Below are 18,863 nucleotides of genomic sequence, written 5' to 3' on the forward strand. Positions count from 1 at the left end.
GCGCGCGCCCATAAAAAAATCCCCGCTTGAGCAAACTCAAGCGGGGATTGCGGCGGCGCCGTCGCGCCGTTCATTCATCGTGCGACTGGCGGTGCGGTGCTTAGCCGCGCAGCAGCGACAGTACGCCGTTCGGCAGCGAGTTGGCTTGCGCCAGCATCGCGGTACCGGCTTGTTGCAAGATCTGGCCGCGGGTCAGGCTGGCGGTTTCCGCGGCGAAGTCGGTATCCTGGATACGGCTGCGCGATGCCGACAGGTTTTCCGACGTGGTTTGCAAGTTCGAGATGGTCGAGGCGAAACGGTTTTGCACGGCGCCCAGCGAAGCGCGGTTGCTGTTGATCTGGTTCAGCGCCGAGTCGATGGTCAGCAATGCGGCGTTGGAGCCGGCCACGGTGCTGACGTCCAGCTTGGCGACCGATTTCAAGTCGCTGCCGACCGATGGGCCGTTCAGCAAGGTGGTGCCGGCGCTGGTTTTCAACGAGAAGCCGCTATCGCTGGAAAAATCCAGTTTGCCGCCGACCACCGCAGTGCTGGCCGGTACGCCGGCCGCGCTGGCCGCCACGAAGGTCACGCCGACGCCAGGCGTGGCGGGCGTGTTGCCGACTGCCGGCACGGTGTCGGCGCCGCGCATCGAGGCGCCGACCAGGCCGCCGGTGGCGCCCATATTGGCGATTTTGATATCGTTGCCGGAATTCTCGTTCAACGTCAGTTCGCGGGTGCCGTCGGCGTTTTTCTTGACGCTGGCGGTGACGTTGGTATTACCGGTCTGGGCATTGATCGCTTGCGCCAGCGCGGCCAGGTCGCCGCCGACCACGCGCGCCGAAATGGTGACCGATTGCGAGGTCGAGTCATTTTCCAGCGAGTTCGAACCGCGCAGCGTGAATTGCACGGCGCCGTCGCTGATGCCGCTGATGCTGGCTGTGGTGCTCGCTTGCGCCGTCACGCCGGTGCTGCCGCTCAAGCCGTTCAGGCTGCTGGCGATTTTCTTGGCGCTGTCGCCGGCCGCGACGGTCAGCGCGGTGGTCTTGCCGCCGGCCGAGCCGATGGTCAGGGTCTGTGCGGCGACATTGTTGGCCGGGCTGGTGTTGGTGGTGTCGATCGAACCTTGCAGCACGGCTTGCGAAATCGACGCGGCCGCATCCGAGGTCTTGGCGGTATTGTTGCCGATATCGGTGGCGCGGGCGCTGCCGACGCCGACATTGATGACCTGGTTGGAATTGGCGCCGACCTGGAACTGGGCGCTGGTCAAGCTGCCGTCGAGCACGTTCTGGCCGTTGAATTGGGTGGTGGTGGCGACCCGGTCCAATTCCTGCGACAGCGATGCCACTTCGTTCTGGATCGATTTGCGGTCCGAATCGGAGTTGGTGCCGTTGGCCGATTGCACCGCCAGTTCACGTATACGCTGCAGCAAGTCGCCGGCGGTACTCAAGCCGCCCTCAGCGGTTTGCGCCAGGGAAATGCCGTCATTGGCGTTGCGTGCGGCCTGGGTGTTGCCGCGGATTTGGGAAGTGAAACGTTCGGAGATTGCCAGGCCGGCGGCGTCATCCTTGGCGCTATTGATGCGCAAACCGGAAGACAGGCGTTGCAGCGAAGTTGCCAGCGATGCTTGGGAAGTGTTCAGGTTGCGCTGTGCGTTGAGCGAAGCGACGTTGGTATTGATGACTTGGGCCATGGTAATTCTCCAGACAGGAATGCGGTGTTAGCTCTGTGCTGTTTACTTTGGCCTGCCACGCTGTTCCGTGACAATCAAGCCGCTGTTGTAATCGGTAACGGAGCGGCCTGGAAAAAATGAAGTGTAAAAAAGAGATATTTTTTTTGTATCTCACCCTCAAGTTGCCGATGAGCGCCCGCTTAATCGGTTGCGGAAGATCAAACTTTAGGGCAAAAATAAATTTATTTTTGACTGTTTTTAGCTGCTGAATGAAGATGTCGAGATGTTAATCGCTCTTTTTGGGCGTAAAAAAACCCGCCTTGAAGCGCGGCGGGCGAGATCAGGGGGCAGGGGCGAGCTGGCGTATCAGTCGGCCACCACCACCCGGTTCTTGCCGGTTTGCTTGGCCTGGTACATGGCGCGGTCGGCCCGTTTGACGAGAGCGGCCTGGTCTTCATGCGCATGGCGCAGCGCGACGCCGGCCGAGAAGGTGATCAGGACTTTTTCATTGTCGTGCAAGAAAAAGTGCTTGGTCAATTCGCGTTGCAGCCGCGTCATCGTCGCCGATGCCGCGTCGACCGTGGTTTCCGGCAGCAGGATCAGGAATTCCTCGCCGCCGAAGCGGGCGATCACATCCATCGAGCGCAAGGTTTCCTTGACGATCTTGACCAGGTGCTTCAGCGCCGCGTCGCCGGCCAGGTGGCCGTATTTATCGTTCAGGCGCTTGAAGTCGTCGAGGTCCAGCATGGCGATGCACAGCGGCGTGCCGCGCCGGTCGGAGCGCGCGGTTTCGCGCTCGAACACATCGTCGAGGCCGCGCCGGTTCAGGCTGCCGGTCAGCTGGTCTTCTCGCACCAGCTCGCTCATATGCTGCAGCTTCGCTTCCAGCGTGTGGATGCGCTGCTCGGCGTCTTGCACTTCCTGGCGCGCCAGCATCATCTTGTCGCGCGCGCGCAACGCCTCGGTTTGCACCAGCCGGGTTTCGCGCAACACATCGTCGAGCACCTGGTTCAACTCGCTGATATTTTCAGCCTGGCTGATCTTTTCCGAATAACCGCCGATCTTTTCATGAAAGTCGCCGGTGCTGGTCGCCACTTGGCCGAGCCGGTCGATGAAGGTCATCATCATGTTCTTGACCGTCAGCTTGACGTCGGACAGGCTGTGCTTCAACTGGCTTTGCTTATAGATGACTTCCTTCAGGCTGCGGGTGGCGTCTTCCAGCGCGCGCTGGTCGAGCGGACCGGCGATCAGGTTTTGCACCGCGTCGATCTGGCCGCGCAGCCAGCTATCGTCGTCGAGCAATTCACTGACGTTTTCCAGTAACAGTTTAAACAGGCGCAGCAGCAATTCCTGCTGTTCGGCCGTATCGCCGCTCTTCAATTCGATCTGGTAGCACAGCTGTTTCAAACGCAGCGCCGCGTCGTTCAGCGCTTCCTCGGTGTGGGCCAGCTTGATCGCGGCGCCCAGCGACTCGGATTCGGCCATCAGCGCCGGAGTGCCGGTCAGCAAGGTGGCGACGGCAAAACTGAGGGTACGACTGAGCAAGTCGCGCAGCGTGCGGGTTTGTTCGCCATCGGGCAGCGGCGCGATATCGATGCCGCCTTTCTTGCCCTGGCGTTCGGATAATTGCACCAGGTTGCGCACATAGGCGTCCCAGTCGCGCGCCTTCAATGCACTCTGGAAACGCCGGCCGTATTCGCCCAGTTCGCCCTTCGATTCGCTCATCTTGGCGGCAAACCTGGTCAGCACGTTTTCGGCGCCGCTGTCGACCGGTGCGCTGGCGGCGATCAGCGCGCCGGGCTGGCTGTCCGGCTCGGCGGGCAGGCCGGCGATTTCATTGTAGATGTCGCGGTAGGCGTTCGGCGTCGGCGCGATGCGCCGCGTCGCCAGCTGGCGAAACGCTTCGCGCGCGATATCGGCCGGGTTTTGCTGGGCGCTGGCGCCGGCCGCAACAGGCGCTGGCGAAGGGGGCGATTTACTGGACATGTACGCGGCTGCCTTTTATAAGTATTTGCTAATTATCCCCATGATATGCGAATCGGGCCAGACTTTATTCTTGAATTAGCAGCACTAAGATGTCTTACTTTGATGCATGGCCGATGCTTTCCAAGAAAACCAGTATGTTGTCTAAAGAGTTATTATCTAACTGTTATCGGGTGTTTTTACTCGATCAACTGGTTTCTGATCGCATAATGGGTCAGTTCGGCACTGTTCTTCAGTTTCATTTTTGCCAGCAGGCGAGCCCGGTATTCGCTGACGGTCTTGACCGACAGCGACAATTCCTGGGCAATCGCACCGACCGTCTTGCCCGACGCGATCATCATCAGCGTTTGGTATTCACGGTCGGACAGCGTATCGTGCGGCGGTGTCTCATGGTCCTCGCCGACCGTATTCGCCAATTCCTGAGCCAGCGCCGGGCTGATATATTTTAACCCGCTGGCGACCTGGCGGATCGCCGTGACCAATTCACGCGGCGCGCTTTGCTTGGTCAGGTAACCGGCCGCGCCGGCCTTCAGCGAACGGATCGCATACTGGTCTTCGCGGTGCATCGACAGCATCAGCACCGCCAGCTCGGGTTTCTCCTTCTTGATTTGCTTCAAGACATCGATGCCGCTGCGGTCCGGCATCGAAATGTCGAGCAACATCACCTGGCATTCCGACTTGCGGAACAGCTTAACCGCGTCGACGCCGTTTTCCGCTTCACCGGCAACCACGATATCGCGCGTATCGGCCAGGATTTGCTTCAAGCCTTCGCGCACGATGGCGTGATCGTCGGCGATAAAAACCCTGATGGTGTTTTTTTGTTTCATGTCATGCGTATCTTTAGCTAAAACCCGAGTGGCTGGTATTGTTATTGGTCAATCAACGGCCGTAGCGGCGAGGCCAGCTTGATCTTGAGCGCCACCACCGTGCCGCCGCCGGCCGCATGGCTCAGGCTCAGCGTGCCGCCCAGTGCGTTGGCGCGCTCGGCCATGCCGCGGATGCCGAACGATTGCGGCTTGGCTTTGTCCGCCTGGCGCATGCCGACGCCATTGTCGGTGATTTTCAGGCTGATGTGGTGACGCAAACGGGCCAGCCGCACCGTCACCCTGCTGGCGCGCGCATGTTTGGCGATATTGGTCAGCGCTTCCTGGAAGATGCGGAACAGCGTGGTGGCCTGGTCCAGGCCGAGGTCGATGTCGCGCTGGTTCGATACAAAGCTGCAAGTCACGCCGGCCTGTTTCTCGAATTCCCTGATTTGCCACTGCAGCGCGGCGACGATGCCCAGGTCCAGCATCGGCGGGCGCAAGTCGAGCGAAATGCGGTGCACCGAATCGATGGTGCGGTCGACCAGCCCATCCAGATAGGCGGCTTTCTGTTGCAATAGTTCGCTGCCTTCCGGCAAGCGCCGCACCAGCATCGCCAGCGCCATCTTGATCGCCGTCAGGTTGCCGCCCAGGTCGTCATGGATTTCGCGCGCGATGCGGGTGCGTTCCTGTTCCTTGATCTTTTCTATATGTGCCGTCAACTCGGCCAGCCGGGCCCGCGACTGTTGCACTTCCAGCTGTTCCAGCTTGCTTTCCGTGATATTCGTCATGATGCCCTCCCACTGGACTGCGCCATCGGCCAGCGCGCGCGGGGTCGAGCGCAAGTTGATCCACTTGACGTCTTTCCACGCATCGACCCAGATCCGGCCTTCCCAGTTCCAGCTCCACAGCGCGCTGGCCGAAGCCTGCATCGAATCGAGGTAGGACCGACGGTCGTCGGCCAGGATCAGCGCCAGGAACAAGCTGGGCTGCTGTTGCAATTGCTGCGCCGTCAAACCGAGCAGCGCCTGGCAGCCGTCGCTCAGGTAATCGAACCAGACCGCGCCGCTGGCCTCCTGGCGGAACTGGTACACCAGTCCGGGCGTGTTCGAGACGATGGCGTTGAAGTGCGACTGCACCTGGGCCAGCGCGGCGGCCGACGCTTGCGGCAGGCTCTGGTCTTCGCCGACCGCCAGGATCAGGGCGCGGCCGTCGCGGCTGGTGCGCATCAGCCGCAGTTGCAGCGGATAACTGCTGCCGTCGGCGCGGCGCTGTTCCAGCTGCAGGTCGGCCTGGGCGCCGATATCCTGGCCCAGGCCCGCCAGCACGCTGTCGAAGTGTGTCCGCGTCAATTGCGGCGCCAGCATCAACGGCGTCATGGCGGCCAGGCTGGCCATGTCGTATTGCAAGTTGCGGCAGGCGGCCTGATTGACGTCGACAAAGTGCAGCGTGGCCGCGTCGAGCAGGTAAATTTCCGACGGCGACGCTTGCATCACGGCGGCCAAGCAGGGCAGGGTGGGTGTGCTCATCATTTGGCGTGCTCAGCGGCGGCGCGCGCGCCACAGCGCGGCGAAACGGCGCAATACCCGCGCCGGGCGTGCCGCCAGCCGGCCTGCGCCCGGTTGCTTGCGGCTAGTGCTCCACCAGTCGCGGCGCGCCTTGCCGAGCGCGCGTCCCAGTGCGCTGACGCGGCGCCATGCGCGGGTGGCGCGCAGCCGCGCGATCCAGGAGTCCTTGAGTTCGATAAACTTGCCGTGCCAGCGCGCGAACCATGGCAGGCTCAGCAAGGTAGGCCGGGTCAGCGTGTACAGCCGCGCCACCGCGGCCGCGCCGCCGAGCTTGGCGATCACGATCACGCTGACGCCGGACAGCGCGTGACCGTTGGCGATCGCCAGCAGCGCCATCACCTTGACGGGGAACAGCAAGATGGCCGGCAGTACGAACACGGCCAGCGCGACATAGGGCGGCAAGCCCTTGATCCAGCTTTCCAGCGCATGCAGCGGCGGGAATAAGGCGACCCAGCCGAGCAGGCGCGCGCCGGTGGCCCACAGCCATTCCTCGACCAGCAGGAAAATCGCGGCCAGGTAGACCAGCGGCGCGAACAGCCAGCGCCTGAGTGTCGTCAATCGTTTGATACGCATTGAGTATAGGATTTGCCAATCTTGAGCATGATGTAGGGATGATACGTTAAAAAAACAGCCTGGTCGCCCAAACCATCCCCGGCGGCCCGCACTGCCGCTACAATAGCGTGATGAATAAAGCATTTGTAAAAGAGTCGGACCACGACGATGACGAAGAAGCCGCGGCGCTGGCCCTGGCGATCCCGGCTGGCGCCAAGAATTACATCACGCCGGCCGGTTATCAGCGCATCAAGGATGAATTGCTGCAACTGATCGACATCGACCGGCCGGAAGTGGTCAAGATCGTGCACTGGGCGGCATCGAATGGCGACCGCTCGGAAAATGGCGATTACATCTACGGCAAGCGGCGCCTGCGTGAAATCGACCGGCGCATCCGTTTCCTGACCAAGCGGATGGACCTGGCGGCGATTGTCGACCCCAGCGTGCACCATGGAAGCGACCAGGTATTTTTCGGCGCCACCGTCACCTACCGCAACCAGGCTGGCGCAACGCATACCATCACCATCGTCGGCATCGACGAACTCGATCCATTGAACGGCAAGATCAGCTGGGTCTCGCCGGTGGCGCGCGCCATCACCAAATCGCGTGAAGGCGACCTGGTCACCCTGAACACCCCGCACGGCGCGGAAGAGCTGGAATTGCTGGAAGTGAGCTACCCGGCACCGTCTGAATAAAACGGGGACAGGCCACGCATGAAGCAGTATATTGCCCGATAAGCGTGCCCTGTCCCCGGTTTCAGCGCTTGAAGTGCTAGCTGCGTTCGCGCAGGATGCGGTTGACGCCGGCTACTTTACGCACGTTGCGCAGCAAGCCGGCCAGGTGGACCCGGTCCTTGACCTGGATGGTGAAGCGCAACTGGTCGAGTACATGGTCCTTGTCTTCATCCATGCCGACATAGATGATGTTGGCGTCGGATTCGCCGATCTCGGCCGCGACCCGCGCCAGGATGCCTTTTTCATTGTTGATCAGCAGCTTGATGCGGCTGTCGAAGCGGCGGTTCAGCTCGGTTCCCCAGCGCACCGCGATCCAGCGGTCCGGTTCCTTGATGCGCTGGCGCTTGGCCACCGAGCAATCGCTGGTGTGCACCAGCAAGCCCTGGTCGCGCCGCAACTGGCCGATGATCTGGTCGCCGGGAATCGGCAGGCAGCACGCCGCCAATTGCACCGACACGCCTTCGCTGCCGCAAATGGTGACCGGGTCGAGTTCGTTGGCGCTGTTGTGGTCGATCGGCACGCTGGCCGATTCGCCGCCCATCAGGCCGAAGATGTGGCGCGCCACCAGCGCCGCCATGCGTTTGCCGATGCCTATGTCGGCGTGCAATTCGTCCATCGACTTGGCGCTCGATTCGTTCAGCAGGCGTTCGACCAATGGCGCCGGCAAGTCCGGCGTGATGTTCAGCGTGATCAGCGCCTGGGTCAGCAATTGCTGGCCCAATATGATCGATTCCGGCAGGTTGATGGTGCGCAAGTGGTGGCGGATCGCCGAGCGCGCCTTGCCGGTGCGCACGAACGACAGCCAGGTCGGACTCGGCCGCGACAAGGAATCGGTGACGATTTCAACGATGTCGCCATTGCGCAGCTCGGTACGCAGCGGCGCCGTTTCATTGTTGATCTTGACCGCCACGGTATGGTCGCCGATGCCGGTGTGGATCGAATAGGCGAAATCGATCGCCGTCGCGCCGCGCGGCAGCGCGATGATTTTCGACTTCGGCGTGAACACATACACCGAATCGGGGAACAGGTCGACCTTGACGTGTTCCAGGAATTCGGCCGAATCGCCGGTTTGCTGCTGGATGTCGAGCAGCGATTGCAGCCATGCATGGGTGCGTTGCTGCAAATCGGTCATATTCGATTCGCCGCTCTTGTACAGCCAGTGCGCCGCGACGCCGGACTCGGCGGTGCGGTGCATTTCCTGGGTACGGATCTGGAATTCAACCGGCGTGCCGTACGGGCCGATCAGCGTGGTATGCAGCGATTGATAGCCGTTCAGCTTGCGGATGGCGATGTAATCCTTGAACTTGCCCGGCATCGGCTTGTATAGCGAGTGCAGCGTGCCCAGCGCCACGTAGCAATTTTCAAAACTGTCGACCACCACGCGGAAGCCGTACACATCCAGAACTTGCGAAAAAGACAAATGTTTGTTGCGCATCTTTTTATAGATGCCGTACAGCGTTTTTTCGCGGCCATAGACTTCGGCGCCGATTTCCGCCATCGCCAGCGTGCTCTTGACCGATTCGAGTATCTTGTTGACCACTTCGCGCCGGTTGCCGCGCGCCGCCTTGACCGCTTTCGCCAGCGTGCGGTAGCGCATCGGGTACAAATGCGAAAACGACAGGTCTTGTAATTCGCGGTAGATATTGTTCAAGCCGAGGCGGTGTGCGATCGGCACGTACACTTCCATGGTTTCGCCGGCGATGCGGCGTTTCTTGACTGGCGACATCGCATCGAGCGTGCGCATATTGTGCAGCCGGTCGGCCAGCTTGATCAGGATCACGCGCACGTCGGACGCCATGGCCAGCAGCATCTTGCGGAAATTTTCCGCCTGCGCTTCGATCTGGCTCTGGAATTCGATTTTTTCCAGCTTCGACAGGCCGTCGACCAGGTTGGCCACCGGCGCGCCGAAGCGCTCGATCAATTCGTCTTTCTTGACATCCTGGTCTTCCATCACGTCATGCAGCAGCGCCGCCATGATCGCCTGGGCGTCCAGCTTCCAATCGGCGCAAATTTCGGCGACCGCGATCGGGTGGGAAATATAGGGTTCGCCTGAGCGTCGCATCTGGCCCAGGTGCATCTCGTCGGAAAAGCGATAGGCTTCCTTGACCTTTTTCAGGTCGGCCGGGCCGAGATATTCACTGAGTTTGTCAGCCAGGTGGCTGACCGAAGCGACGCCGGCAGTGGGCGACGGTGGCATGGAGGGCGCTATTGGTGCAAAGGGCATGGATGTGGCGGCGCCGGACGCAGCAGCGTCCGGCGTTTTTGCCGCCTGGCGCGGGGCCAGGGCAGGCGATCCTGCAGAAGTCGTGTCGGCTGGGGTCAGACTCATAAAGCGTTGCGTTCCGTTGCAGTGCGAAAATAGGGGGACTGGGAAACCTGGGTCAGCACTGTCCGGTACGCAGGTTCCCTGATTACATAGGGACCTTTTTCAACATTTCGATACCGACCTTGCCAGCGGCGATTTCACGCAGGGCAACTACCGTCGGTTTATCCTTGGCTTCAACCTTTGGGGTATGGCCTTGCAACAGTTGACGGGCGCGATAGGTCGCGGCCAGGGTCAGCTGGAAACGATTCGGGATTTGTTTCAGGCAATCTTCAATTGTGATACGGGCCATCTGTAACTCCTAAAAATTCTACTATCTGATCGGTGCGGACTGCTTATTCAGCGTGGATGCCCAATTGGGCGAACAGCGAGGCGCTGCGGGCCGCTTGTTGCGCAAACCTGCAACGGGCCGCTTTGACGATCGCGCTCAACTCCAGCAAGGCGACCGTAAACTCTTCATTGATAATAACATATTCGAACTCTGGCGCGTGTGCGATTTCTCCGCCGGCGGCCAGCAGGCGCCGCGTGATGACGTGCGGTTCATCCTGGCCGCGCTTGTTCAGGCGCTCTTCCAGCGCAGCGATCGACGGCGGCAAAATGAAAATTCCGGCTGCGCGCGGAAACTGTTTACGCACCTGGCGCGCGCCTTGCCAATCGATTTCCAGCAAAATATCGGTGCCGGCCTGCATCTGTTGCTCGACCTGGATGCGCGAGGTGCCGTAATAATTGCCGTGCACTTCGGCCCATTCCAGGAATTCGCCCTGGTCGGCGCGCGCGACAAAGTCGTCGGCGGTAGTGAAATAATACTCGCGGCCATGCTCTTCGCCCGGACGCGGCGCCCGCGTGGTGGTCGAAATCGACAGTTTGATCGCTGGTTCCTGTTTCAGCAGCGCGTTGACCAGAGTCGATTTGCCGGCGCCGGAAGGCGCAACGACCATAAACAGGCTGCCGGAGAAGGCGGTGGGATGGCTCATGCTGATCTTTCAATAACGGATAAAGTTGGCGGATACGCCATACAGCGTCGCCCAAGGCAGTATTTTACCAAGAGCGGCTGTTGTCAGTCATCAATAGTTGCATAGTTGCTATAAGAACAGTTGTAGAGCAGTTGTTATAGCGGACTATGTATCGCGGGTTTATTCCAGGTTTTGCACCTGTTCGCGCATTTGTTCGATCAGCAGTTTCAAGTCCATCGAGGCGTCGGCCAATTCCTTGACGGACGCCTTGGCGCCCAGCGTATTGGCTTCGCGGTTGAGTTCCTGCATCATGAAATCGAGGCGTTTGCCGACCTGGCCGCCTTTTTTCAGGATGTGGCGGGTTTCGGTCAAGTGGGCCGACAGGCGCGCCAGCTCTTCGGAAACGTCGATGCGGATGCCGTACAAAATCACTTCCTGGCGGATGCGTTCCATCGCATCCTGGCGCGACAGCGCCGAATTCGAACCCTGGCTGGCCAGTCCCAGCGCATCCTGCATGCGTTCGACGGCTTTTTGCTGGAACGCGGCGACCACTTGCGGGATCAGCGGCGTGATGCGCTTGACGATCGCTTCCATCGCTTCGATGCGCGACACCAGCACCGTTTCCAGCGCCGCGCCTTCGCGCTTGCGGCTGTCGACAAAGGCGGCGACGGTGCGCACGGTCAGGGCCGCGACGTCCGCCTGCAGCGATTCCTGGCCGACTTGGGCTTCTTCGATGACGCCTGGCCAGCGCAGCAATTCCGCCACGCTCATCACCGGCGCCGATACAAAATGCTGGCCGATTTCGTTTTGCAGCCGCGCCAGTTCGGCCAGCAGCGTCAGGTTCAGCGCCTGGGTGCCGGCGGTGGCGGCCTTGCGGCCGAAGCTCAGGCGCACCTCGACTTTGCCGCGCGTGATGGCGGCCATGACGGCGACGCGCAAATCCGGTTCCAGCGCCCGCAAATCGTCGTTGATACGGAATTGCAGATCGAGAAAGCGCGAATTGACGCTCTTGATTTCAATAGTCAGTGTGCCTGCAGCGCTTTCGCTGGTGGCAACCGCGTAGCCTGTCATGCTTGAAATACTCAATGGATTCCCCGATTTTGTCTTATGTTCAGTTTTTACGCATATTTCAGGCGCTGGCAGCTGGCGGCCTGTAATTTGCTGAATATTGCATTGTAAAGAAAATTGCCTGTTGTGGGTCAGTATTGTATGCAAGGCGAACGCTGCGGCGGCAACAGTGTGGCGTGGTTGAAAATCCAGCGGCGTCCGGGTGGTAGAATCCGCGCTGAAAATCGTCCCACACTTATTCGGAAAACCACCATGACATTCGAGAACCGCCCGAGCGGCCGCGCCGTTGACGCGCTGCGCGCCATCCGCATCACCCGCCAATACACCAAGCACGCCGAAGGTTCGGTCCTGATCGAGTGCGGCGACACCAAGGTGATTTGCACCGCCAGCATCGAAGACAAGGTGCCGGGTTTTCTGAAAGGCAAGGGGCAGGGCTGGCTGACGGCCGAGTACGGCATGTTGCCGCGCTCGACCCACACGCGCATGGACCGTGAAGCGGCGCGCGGCAAGCAATCCGGCCGCACCCAGGAAATTCAGCGCCTGATCGGCCGCTCGCTGCGCGCCGCTTTCGACTTGCAAGCGTTCGGCGAACGCACCTTGCACCTCGATTGCGACGTGATCCAGGCCGACGGCGGCACCCGCACCGCATCAATCACCGGCGCGATGGTCGCCGCCTACGACGCCTTCGCCCAGCTGGCGGCGCGCGGCGCGATCGACACCATCCCGGTGAAAAGCTTTGTCGCGGCGATTTCGGTCGGCGTCTACCAGGGCGAGCCGGTGCTGGACCTCGATTACGTCGAGGATTCCGGTTGCGACACGGATATGAACGTGGTGATGACCGAAGCCGGTCATTTCATCGAAGTGCAGGGTACGGCCGAAGGCGCGGCATTCGACCGGGCCGGCATGAACCGCTTGCTGGACCTGGCGCAAGCGGGCATCGCCGACCTGATCAAGCTGCAAAAAGACGCGCTGGGCCTGACCGGATAAAATAGCGCTTATTCTTTAATACCGGGGACAGACCACGTTTTCCAGGCAATCTTTCTTGGAAAACCTGGCCTGTCCCCGATTTCTTTGTTGCCTGATAATCGTGGTCTGACCCCGGTTCTGATTGATCTATTCCATGACCCAACAACTGATACTCGCTTCAAACAATGCCGGCAAGCTCAAGGAATTCAACGAGCTGCTGTCGACGCTCGGCTTTTCGGTCCATGCGCAGGGCGAATTCAACGTCCCGGAAGCGGACGAGCCGTTTCATACTTTCGTTGAGAACGCGCTGCAAAAAGCCCGCCACGCTTCGCGCCTGACCGGCTTGCCGGCGCTGGCCGACGATTCCGGCGTGTGCGTCAATGCGCTGGGCGGCGCGCCGGGCGTGTATTCGGCGCGCTATGCCGGCGCGCCGAAATCGGATGCCGCCAACAGCGCCAGGCTGATCGCCGATTTGCAGGCGCATGCCGATAAATCGGCCTATTATTACTGTGTGCTGGTGTTCGTGCGCCATGCCGACGATCCGCAGCCGGTGATCGCCGATGGCCGCTGGAACGGCGAAATGATCGCCACGCCGCGCGGTAACGGCGGCTTCGGCTACGATCCGCATTTTTATATCCCGGCGCTGGGCAAGTGCGCCGCCGAATTGACGGCCGATGAAAAAAACGCCTGCTCGCACCGCGGCCAGGCTTTGCGTGCACTGGTAGAAAAACTGCGATGATACCGATCAAATTGGCCGGCTCGGCCAAACCAGCCGGCGCCAGCAAGCCGGGCGCCCAGTCCGACCTCGGCGGCGTGGCCGGCGTGGCCTTGCAATATCTGCAGCCGGGCGCGCTGAACCTGGCGGCGCTGCCGCCGCTGTCGCTGTACATCCACTTTCCGTGGTGCGTCAAGAAATGCCCGTATTGCGACTTCAATTCGCACGAGGTGCGCGGCGGTTTCCCGGAAGAGGAATACCTGGCCGCCTTGCGACAAGACCTGGAAATGGCGCTGCCGCTGATCTGGGGCCGCAAGATTTATACGATTTTCATCGGCGGCGGCACGCCCAGCCTGATGTCGGCGGCCGGCCTGGACCGCTTGATGTCGGACTTGCGCACCCTGCTGCCGCTGGACGGCGCGGCCGAGATCACGATGGAAGCCAATCCCGGCACCTTCGAAGCCGAGAAATTCAAGTCGTACCGGGCCAGCGGCATCAACCGTCTGTCGATCGGCATCCAGAGTTTCAACAGCCGCCATTTGCAGGCGCTGGGCCGCATCCACGATGACAACGAAGCGCGCCGCGCGGTCGAGATCGCGCAGCGGACTTTCGACAATTTCAACCTCGACCTGATGTATGCGCTGCCGTCGCAAACGCTGGCCGAGGCCGAGCAAGACCTGGCGACCGCGCTGTCGTTCGCACCGCCGCACTTGTCGCTGTACCACCTGACGCTGGAACCGAATACGCTGTTCGCCAAGTATCCGCCGACGCTGCCGGACGACGACGCCAGCGCAGACATCCAGGACATGATTGCCGAGCGCAGCGCGGCGGCCGGCTTCGAACAGTATGAAGTGTCGGCCTACGCCCGGCCGGGACGGCGCGCGCGGCATAACCTCAATTACTGGGAGTTCGGCGACTACCTCGGCATCGGCGCCGGCGCGCATTCGAAGATTTCATTCCCGCACCGGGTGCTGCGCCAAGCCCGCTACAAGCAGCCGAAGGCGTATCTGGATGCGGTCAGGAACGGCAATCCGGTACAGGACGAATTTGAAATCGGCCGCGACGACATGGGCTTCGAATTCATGCTGAACGCCTTGCGCCTGAACGGCGGTTTTACGCCGAATTTGTTCAGCGAGCGCACCGGCCTGGCGATCAATGCGATCGAAAAAACCATGAATGCGGCCGAAGCCAAGGGTTTGTTATACCGCGACCATCAAATCATCCGGCCGACCGAACTGGGCCAGCGTTTCTTGAACGACTTGCAGCAAATGTTTTTGCAGGCCTAGCCGTTCGCTGCTCACTGAGCGCGCACCTGGGCTTGCTGGGCGCGGATGCGCTGCAGCTTGGCCGCATACAACTGATGATCGTTGCGGGTGGTGCTGTTTTCCAGCGCCAGGATCAGTTCGCGGTCGGCCAGCCGCAACTCGCCGAGCTTGAAGTAGGCCTGCGCCAGGCCGAAGTGGAATTCGTGATAGTAGGGATCGCGCGCCACTTCCCTGGCGAACAGCGTCACGGCGGCCCGGTAATCGCCGGCCAGCATGGCTTTTTGTGCCAGGTTGAAAAAGTGAAACGGCGGTTCCGGTTGCAGCCGTGCCAGCCGTTCGCGCAGCACTCGCGCTTCGGGTTCGCGGCCCAGCGCTTCCAGGCTTTGCGCCAGGTTGGACAGGATGAAAGTATCCGATGGCGAACGTTCCAGCGCAAACGCGAAGCTGCGCCGCGCGTCGTCGAGATTGCCGTGGCGGCGGAAAATCACGCCCAGCGTGTTGTAGGCGGCGCCGAAAGCGGGGTCTTGCAGGATTGCCGCGCGGGCCCACCAATACGCCTGTTCGATGTGCCGCGCCGCCAGCGTTTCGGCGGCGCGGTTATTCATGTACATGGCGAGAATAGTCTGTTCCGGGATCGGCAGGCTGCGGTAGCCGGCGCCGTCCTGCGGCGGCAGGAAATCGATGGTCAGCAGCCCCCTGGCGTCATAACCGGTGTTTTCATTGGTCTTTTTGCCGAGCGTCAGGTTGACGTGGCCGCTGACGAAATACAGGTCGCCGCTGCGGCTCCAGCTTTCTTCGGTCATCACCGTCTGGTATTGCACCGCAAGATTCAATTCCTTGGCCAGCGCGGCCGTCATCAGCACCAGCGACAGGCAATTGCCGGCGCGCGCATCGAAGGCCTCGGTCGCGTTGCGCGTCATTTCCGCATCGTACTCCAGCCGCAACTGGCCCTTCTTGTAGAGCGCGTCGAACAGCGCCTGGCGTGGATTGTCGTTGCGCGCGCGGTAGCTGATGTGGTCTTGCAGATAAGCTTTCATCGCATCGCTGACGGCAAAAATTTCTGCCGGGCTGGCGGTCTTCAGCGGCGTGCCGAAGGCGGCGTCGTTGAACAACAATGGCGGCGGCGCGCTTGGTACGCTGGCGCAGGCGCTCAATGCCGCACACAACATCAATATGGTGGCCCAGGGTTTCATCTGGTGTCTCCCCACTCATTTTCCACTCCAGCGCAGATCGTCTGGTGGCGCGCTTTTTCCACTGACTTTTATTCTTTAAAGTATCCGCGCCTGCATGGGCATTGTCAAACCATGTTATTCAGGGTTGCCGGTCGACACGTAAGTTGTTGGTGAACCAGAAATTCATCAGAAACACCGGATAGTTGACCCGCTTCGCATCGACGTAATTGCGGTTCTGGCCGCCGCTGCCGGCCGGCCACGCGTGGCCCATGCCGCTGACCGTGATTTCCGAGGTGCGCAGCTTGCCGTTGCTGTCGTTGTAGCCGATATTGTTGCCGCCGCCGGGCACCGTGAGCGGCGCATTTTTTGTGTAGTCGCCGCCATAGACCAGGCGCATCGCGGCCGCGTCGAGCGGGCCGTAGGCCTGCGACACGATATAGTCGGCACTGCCCCAGATGACGCTGCTGATCTGGCTGTCGAAGCTGGGACTGTTGCTCCCGGCCAGTGCGCGGCAACGTTCGGCGGCGGTCGCCGCGCCATAGTTCGGCGGCACCCGGCCGATGTCGCCGGTGCCGGTGCCGGGCGGCGGACCGGCGTTGATGCCGGCGCCGGCGAAAATGTCCGGCGCCAGGCAAGCCAGCACCATGGTTTCGCCGCCGCCAGACGACAGGCCGGTGACATACACCTGCCGCGGGTCGATCGCATATTGCGGATTGCCGGTGAAGCGCCGGACCAGGTCGAGCAGGATGGCGTCGTGGCCGCTATTGTCGGTGCGGCCATGGCTGGCGCTGGCATAGTCCCAGCAGTGATTGCCGTACACATTGCCGGTCGCATTCGGCGCCAGGATCACGGCGCCGTAGCGGTCGGCCATGGCTTTCCAGTTAAAACCCTGGTCGCTGCTGGAATTGATCACATCGTTGGCGGCGGTCTGGTTGCAACCGTGCAAGACCAGCACCAGTGCGCGCTTGCCGGCCAGCGTGGGCTGGCTGGCGGGCCAATAAAAATAGCCGCTCAAATTACCGCCGTTGACGCTGTCGGCGGCCCAGGTCTGGTTGGCGCTCCAGGCGCCGGGACCGGCAGCCAGGCCGGCAATCCCCCGGGCCTGGCAGGCGCCGCTGGCGGCGAGGGACAATACGATGGCTGTGATCGAACAATGCAAACGATGCATAACTATCTCCTGGAAGCACGATGTTGCGTGCGCATGGCAGGCCAGCGGGATAGCTGGCCGTTCTGAAAGGAAATTAATTAAAACAAAGTTCGACGGGAAAGGATAGCAAGGACTGGCGCTCTATTGATCTGTTCGACATTGCCGGCGCTGTTTGTTCATGCTGGCTAGCCCAGCTTGAAGCCGCCCGCCACGCTGGCCAGGTGGCTGGCCTGGTCTTCCAGGCTGGCGGCGGCGGCCGCCGCTTCTTCGACCAGCGCGGCGTTTTGCTGGGTCACCTGGTCCATCTGCGACATCGCTTCATTGATATGTTCGATGCCCACGCGCTGTTCCTGGCTGGCCGAGGTCAGCTCGGCCATGATCTCGGTGACGCGGCGCACGCTGGAGACCACGTCGTTCATGGTCGAGCCGGCTTGCTGCACCAGTTGCGCGCCATGCTCCACCTGCTGTACCGAGTCGTCGATCAGTCCCTTGATTTCCTTCGCGGCGGCGGCCGAGCGCTGCGCCAGGCTGCGCACCTCGGTGGCCACCACGGCGAAGCCACGCCCCTGTTCGCCGGCGCGCGCCGCTTCGACGGCCGCGTTCAGCGCCAGGATGTTGGTCTGGAAGGCAATGCCGTCGATGACGCCGATGATGTCGACGATTTTCTTCGACGCGTTATTGATGTTGCCCATGGTATCGACCACCTGGCCGACGATGTCGCCGCCGCTGGCTGCCACGCCGGACGCGGCCAGCGCCAGTTGATTGGCCTGCTGCGCATGGTCGGCATTCTGGCGCACGGCGGCCGTCAGTTGTTCCATCGACGATGCGGTTTCTTCCAGCGAGCCCGCTTGCTGCTCGGTGCGCGACGACAAGTCCTGGTTGCCGGCCGCAATCTGGCCCGACGCAGTGGCGATCGTCTGGGCGCCGCCCTGTACTTCCGACACCACCCGCGCCAGCGCCTGGTTCATGCGCTGCAAGGCCCTCATCAAGTCGCCGATTTCATCGCCGGACGGTGTCCGGAACACGCTGCGCAAATCGCCGGTGGCGACGGTTTCGGCGACCTTGATCGCGGCCCGCAGCGGCCGCACGATGCTGCGCGTGATCAGCCAGGCGCCCAGGCTGGCCAGCACTACCAGCAAGATACTCAGTGTCACCAGCAGGCTGAAGCTATGTGCATTGGCCGCCTCGATGCCGTGCGCGGTATCGTCGATGGCCTTGCGCTGCTGTGCCAGCAACGCTTGCACCTGGACCTGGTAAGCCTTGGCCGCCGGCATGTAGCGCTCCGTGTAAATACGCTCCCCCTGCGCCGCATCGCCGGACTTCTTGGCGTTCATGACCTGGTTCTTGGCTTCCTGGTAGGTGGCCCGCACGCGCATGGTGGCCTCGAACGTGGCTTTTTCCTGCGCCGTATCGAGCATGCCTTGCAATTGTTTCAGGAAGCCGCCGCCTTTTTTGGTGCCGGCGGCGATTTCATCGGCAAACACCACCGACAGCGTTTGATCGCTGCTCTTGGCGATCAGCGAGGTGCGCTCGATCGCCGAATAGATCAGCAGATACAGGTCGGATGCCAGGCGTTCCTTGGCCAGCGGCCGCTCCATCATTTGCCGGGTGGCTTCGGCATTGCTGTGGGCATTGATCAGGGCAAACGAAATGGCGGCGATGGACAGGATCAGCACCAGCGCAAAACCGAGCGCCAGGCGGGCGCCGATACGGATATTCGACAGCGTTTTCATAGATATATTCAATTCCAATTGGACAGCATATTTGTCTTTAGGGAAAGATTATACGTGAATGCCGATTTAACTTTCTGTATCTTTTTTCAGTATTTTAGTAAATTTAATGTAAATGTCGATGTGCAATTATGCCTGTTCAGCCCGCATGACGCCTGGTATTTTTCCTAATAAATGCACTGTCGATGACGTAGTGTCAATCTTGATGGTAAGTGAAAATACATATTGCACTATAT

Annotated in this window: 15 protein-coding genes and 1 pseudogene; 4 read left to right on the forward strand and 12 right to left on the reverse strand. The window is 61.1% G+C overall.

From position 1 onward, the window contains the following. Positions 1-100: 100 nt before the first annotated feature. The 5 genes from GJA_RS05925 to GJA_RS05945 form a co-directional block, all read right to left on the reverse strand. Positions 101-1,669, reverse strand: coding sequence for a flagellin N-terminal helical domain-containing protein (locus GJA_RS05925; RefSeq protein WP_038489848.1), 1,569 nt, complete (start codon positions 1,667-1,669; stop codon positions 101-103). A 345-nt stretch (positions 1,670-2,014) separates the two neighbouring features. Next, entirely contained in the window at positions 2,015-3,634 is a 1,620-nt protein-coding gene (locus GJA_RS05930) for a GGDEF domain-containing protein (protein WP_038489851.1), read from the reverse strand. A gap of 176 nt (positions 3,635-3,810) precedes the next feature. Then, positions 3,811-4,458 (reverse strand): response regulator, encoded by a 648-nt coding sequence (locus GJA_RS05935; RefSeq protein ID WP_038489854.1) that lies wholly within the window; start codon positions 4,456-4,458, stop codon positions 3,811-3,813. A 41-nt stretch (positions 4,459-4,499) separates the two neighbouring features. Beyond that, positions 4,500-5,966: a PAS domain-containing sensor histidine kinase gene (locus GJA_RS05940; protein ID WP_081905266.1), complete on the reverse strand. Its 1,467-nt coding sequence runs from the start codon at positions 5,964-5,966 to the stop codon at positions 4,500-4,502. A gap of 9 nt (positions 5,967-5,975) precedes the next feature. Continuing rightward, positions 5,976-6,560 carry a hypothetical protein gene (locus GJA_RS05945; protein WP_242404456.1) on the reverse strand — a complete coding sequence of 195 codons (585 nt, stop codon included), beginning with the start codon at positions 6,558-6,560 and terminating at the stop codon, positions 5,976-5,978. 125 nt (positions 6,561-6,685) lie between these two features. Here GJA_RS05945 and greB point away from each other — a divergent pair, with 125 nt between their 5' ends. Then, entirely contained in the window at positions 6,686-7,249 is a 564-nt protein-coding gene (gene greB, locus GJA_RS05950) for a transcription elongation factor GreB (protein ID WP_038489860.1), read from the forward strand. A gap of 76 nt (positions 7,250-7,325) precedes the next feature. Here the strand turns inward: greB and GJA_RS05955 are convergent, their stop codons facing one another. From GJA_RS05955 to GJA_RS05970, 4 genes are all read right to left on the reverse strand, one after another. Then, positions 7,326-9,617 (reverse strand): RelA/SpoT family protein, encoded by a 2,292-nt coding sequence (locus GJA_RS05955; RefSeq protein ID WP_038489863.1) that lies wholly within the window; start codon positions 9,615-9,617, stop codon positions 7,326-7,328. An 82-nt stretch (positions 9,618-9,699) separates the two neighbouring features. Beyond that, a complete protein-coding gene (rpoZ, locus tag GJA_RS05960) occupies positions 9,700-9,903 on the reverse strand; it encodes a DNA-directed RNA polymerase subunit omega (protein ID WP_010400723.1) in 204 nt (67 codons plus the stop codon). A gap of 43 nt (positions 9,904-9,946) precedes the next feature. Beyond that, positions 9,947-10,585, reverse strand: coding sequence for a guanylate kinase (gmk, locus tag GJA_RS05965; protein ID WP_174526002.1), 639 nt, complete (start codon positions 10,583-10,585; stop codon positions 9,947-9,949). Between the two features lie 159 nt (positions 10,586-10,744). Next, complete coding sequence (locus tag GJA_RS05970; RefSeq protein WP_038489872.1) at positions 10,745-11,635, reverse strand: YicC/YloC family endoribonuclease; 891 nt, start codon at positions 11,633-11,635, stop codon at positions 10,745-10,747. Positions 11,636-11,884: 249 nt separating this feature from the next. On the opposite strand from GJA_RS05970, the gene rph reads away from it, so the two are divergent. The 3 genes from rph to hemW all read left to right on the forward strand — a co-directional run bounded on the left by rph (position 11,885) and on the right by hemW (position 14,599). Then, positions 11,885-12,619, forward strand: a complete 735-nt coding sequence (gene rph / locus GJA_RS05975) for a ribonuclease PH (protein WP_038489875.1) — start codon at positions 11,885-11,887, stop codon at positions 12,617-12,619. Positions 12,620-12,752: 133 nt separating this feature from the next. Continuing rightward, positions 12,753-13,337 carry an RdgB/HAM1 family non-canonical purine NTP pyrophosphatase gene (gene rdgB, locus GJA_RS05980; protein ID WP_038489879.1) on the forward strand — a complete coding sequence of 195 codons (585 nt, stop codon included), beginning with the start codon at positions 12,753-12,755 and terminating at the stop codon, positions 13,335-13,337. Continuing rightward, complete coding sequence (gene hemW / locus GJA_RS05985; protein ID WP_038489883.1) at positions 13,334-14,599, forward strand: radical SAM family heme chaperone HemW; 1,266 nt, start codon at positions 13,334-13,336, stop codon at positions 14,597-14,599. Before rdgB ends, hemW begins: the two co-directional genes overlap by 4 nt. Before the next feature lie 11 nt (positions 14,600-14,610). Here the strand turns inward: hemW and GJA_RS05990 are convergent, their stop codons facing one another. The 3 genes and pseudogenes from GJA_RS05990 to GJA_RS06000 all read right to left on the reverse strand — a co-directional run bounded on the left by GJA_RS05990 (position 14,611) and on the right by GJA_RS06000 (position 18,630). Beyond that, complete coding sequence (locus GJA_RS05990; protein WP_038489886.1) at positions 14,611-15,771, reverse strand: tetratricopeptide repeat protein; 1,161 nt, start codon at positions 15,769-15,771, stop codon at positions 14,611-14,613. Positions 15,772-15,907: 136 nt separating this feature from the next. Next, positions 15,908-16,918, reverse strand: a pseudogene (locus GJA_RS05995) (extracellular catalytic domain type 1 short-chain-length polyhydroxyalkanoate depolymerase); the annotation flags it as partial. Positions 16,919-17,082: 164 nt separating this feature from the next. Continuing rightward, positions 17,083-18,630, reverse strand: coding sequence for a methyl-accepting chemotaxis protein (locus tag GJA_RS06000; protein ID WP_038489889.1), 1,548 nt, complete (start codon positions 18,628-18,630; stop codon positions 17,083-17,085). Between the last annotated feature and the right edge of the window lie 233 nt (positions 18,631-18,863).

Source organism: Janthinobacterium agaricidamnosum NBRC 102515 = DSM 9628 (assembly GCF_000723165.1).
Taxonomy (GTDB): Bacteria; Pseudomonadota; Gammaproteobacteria; order Burkholderiales; family Burkholderiaceae_D; genus Janthinobacterium; species Janthinobacterium agaricidamnosum.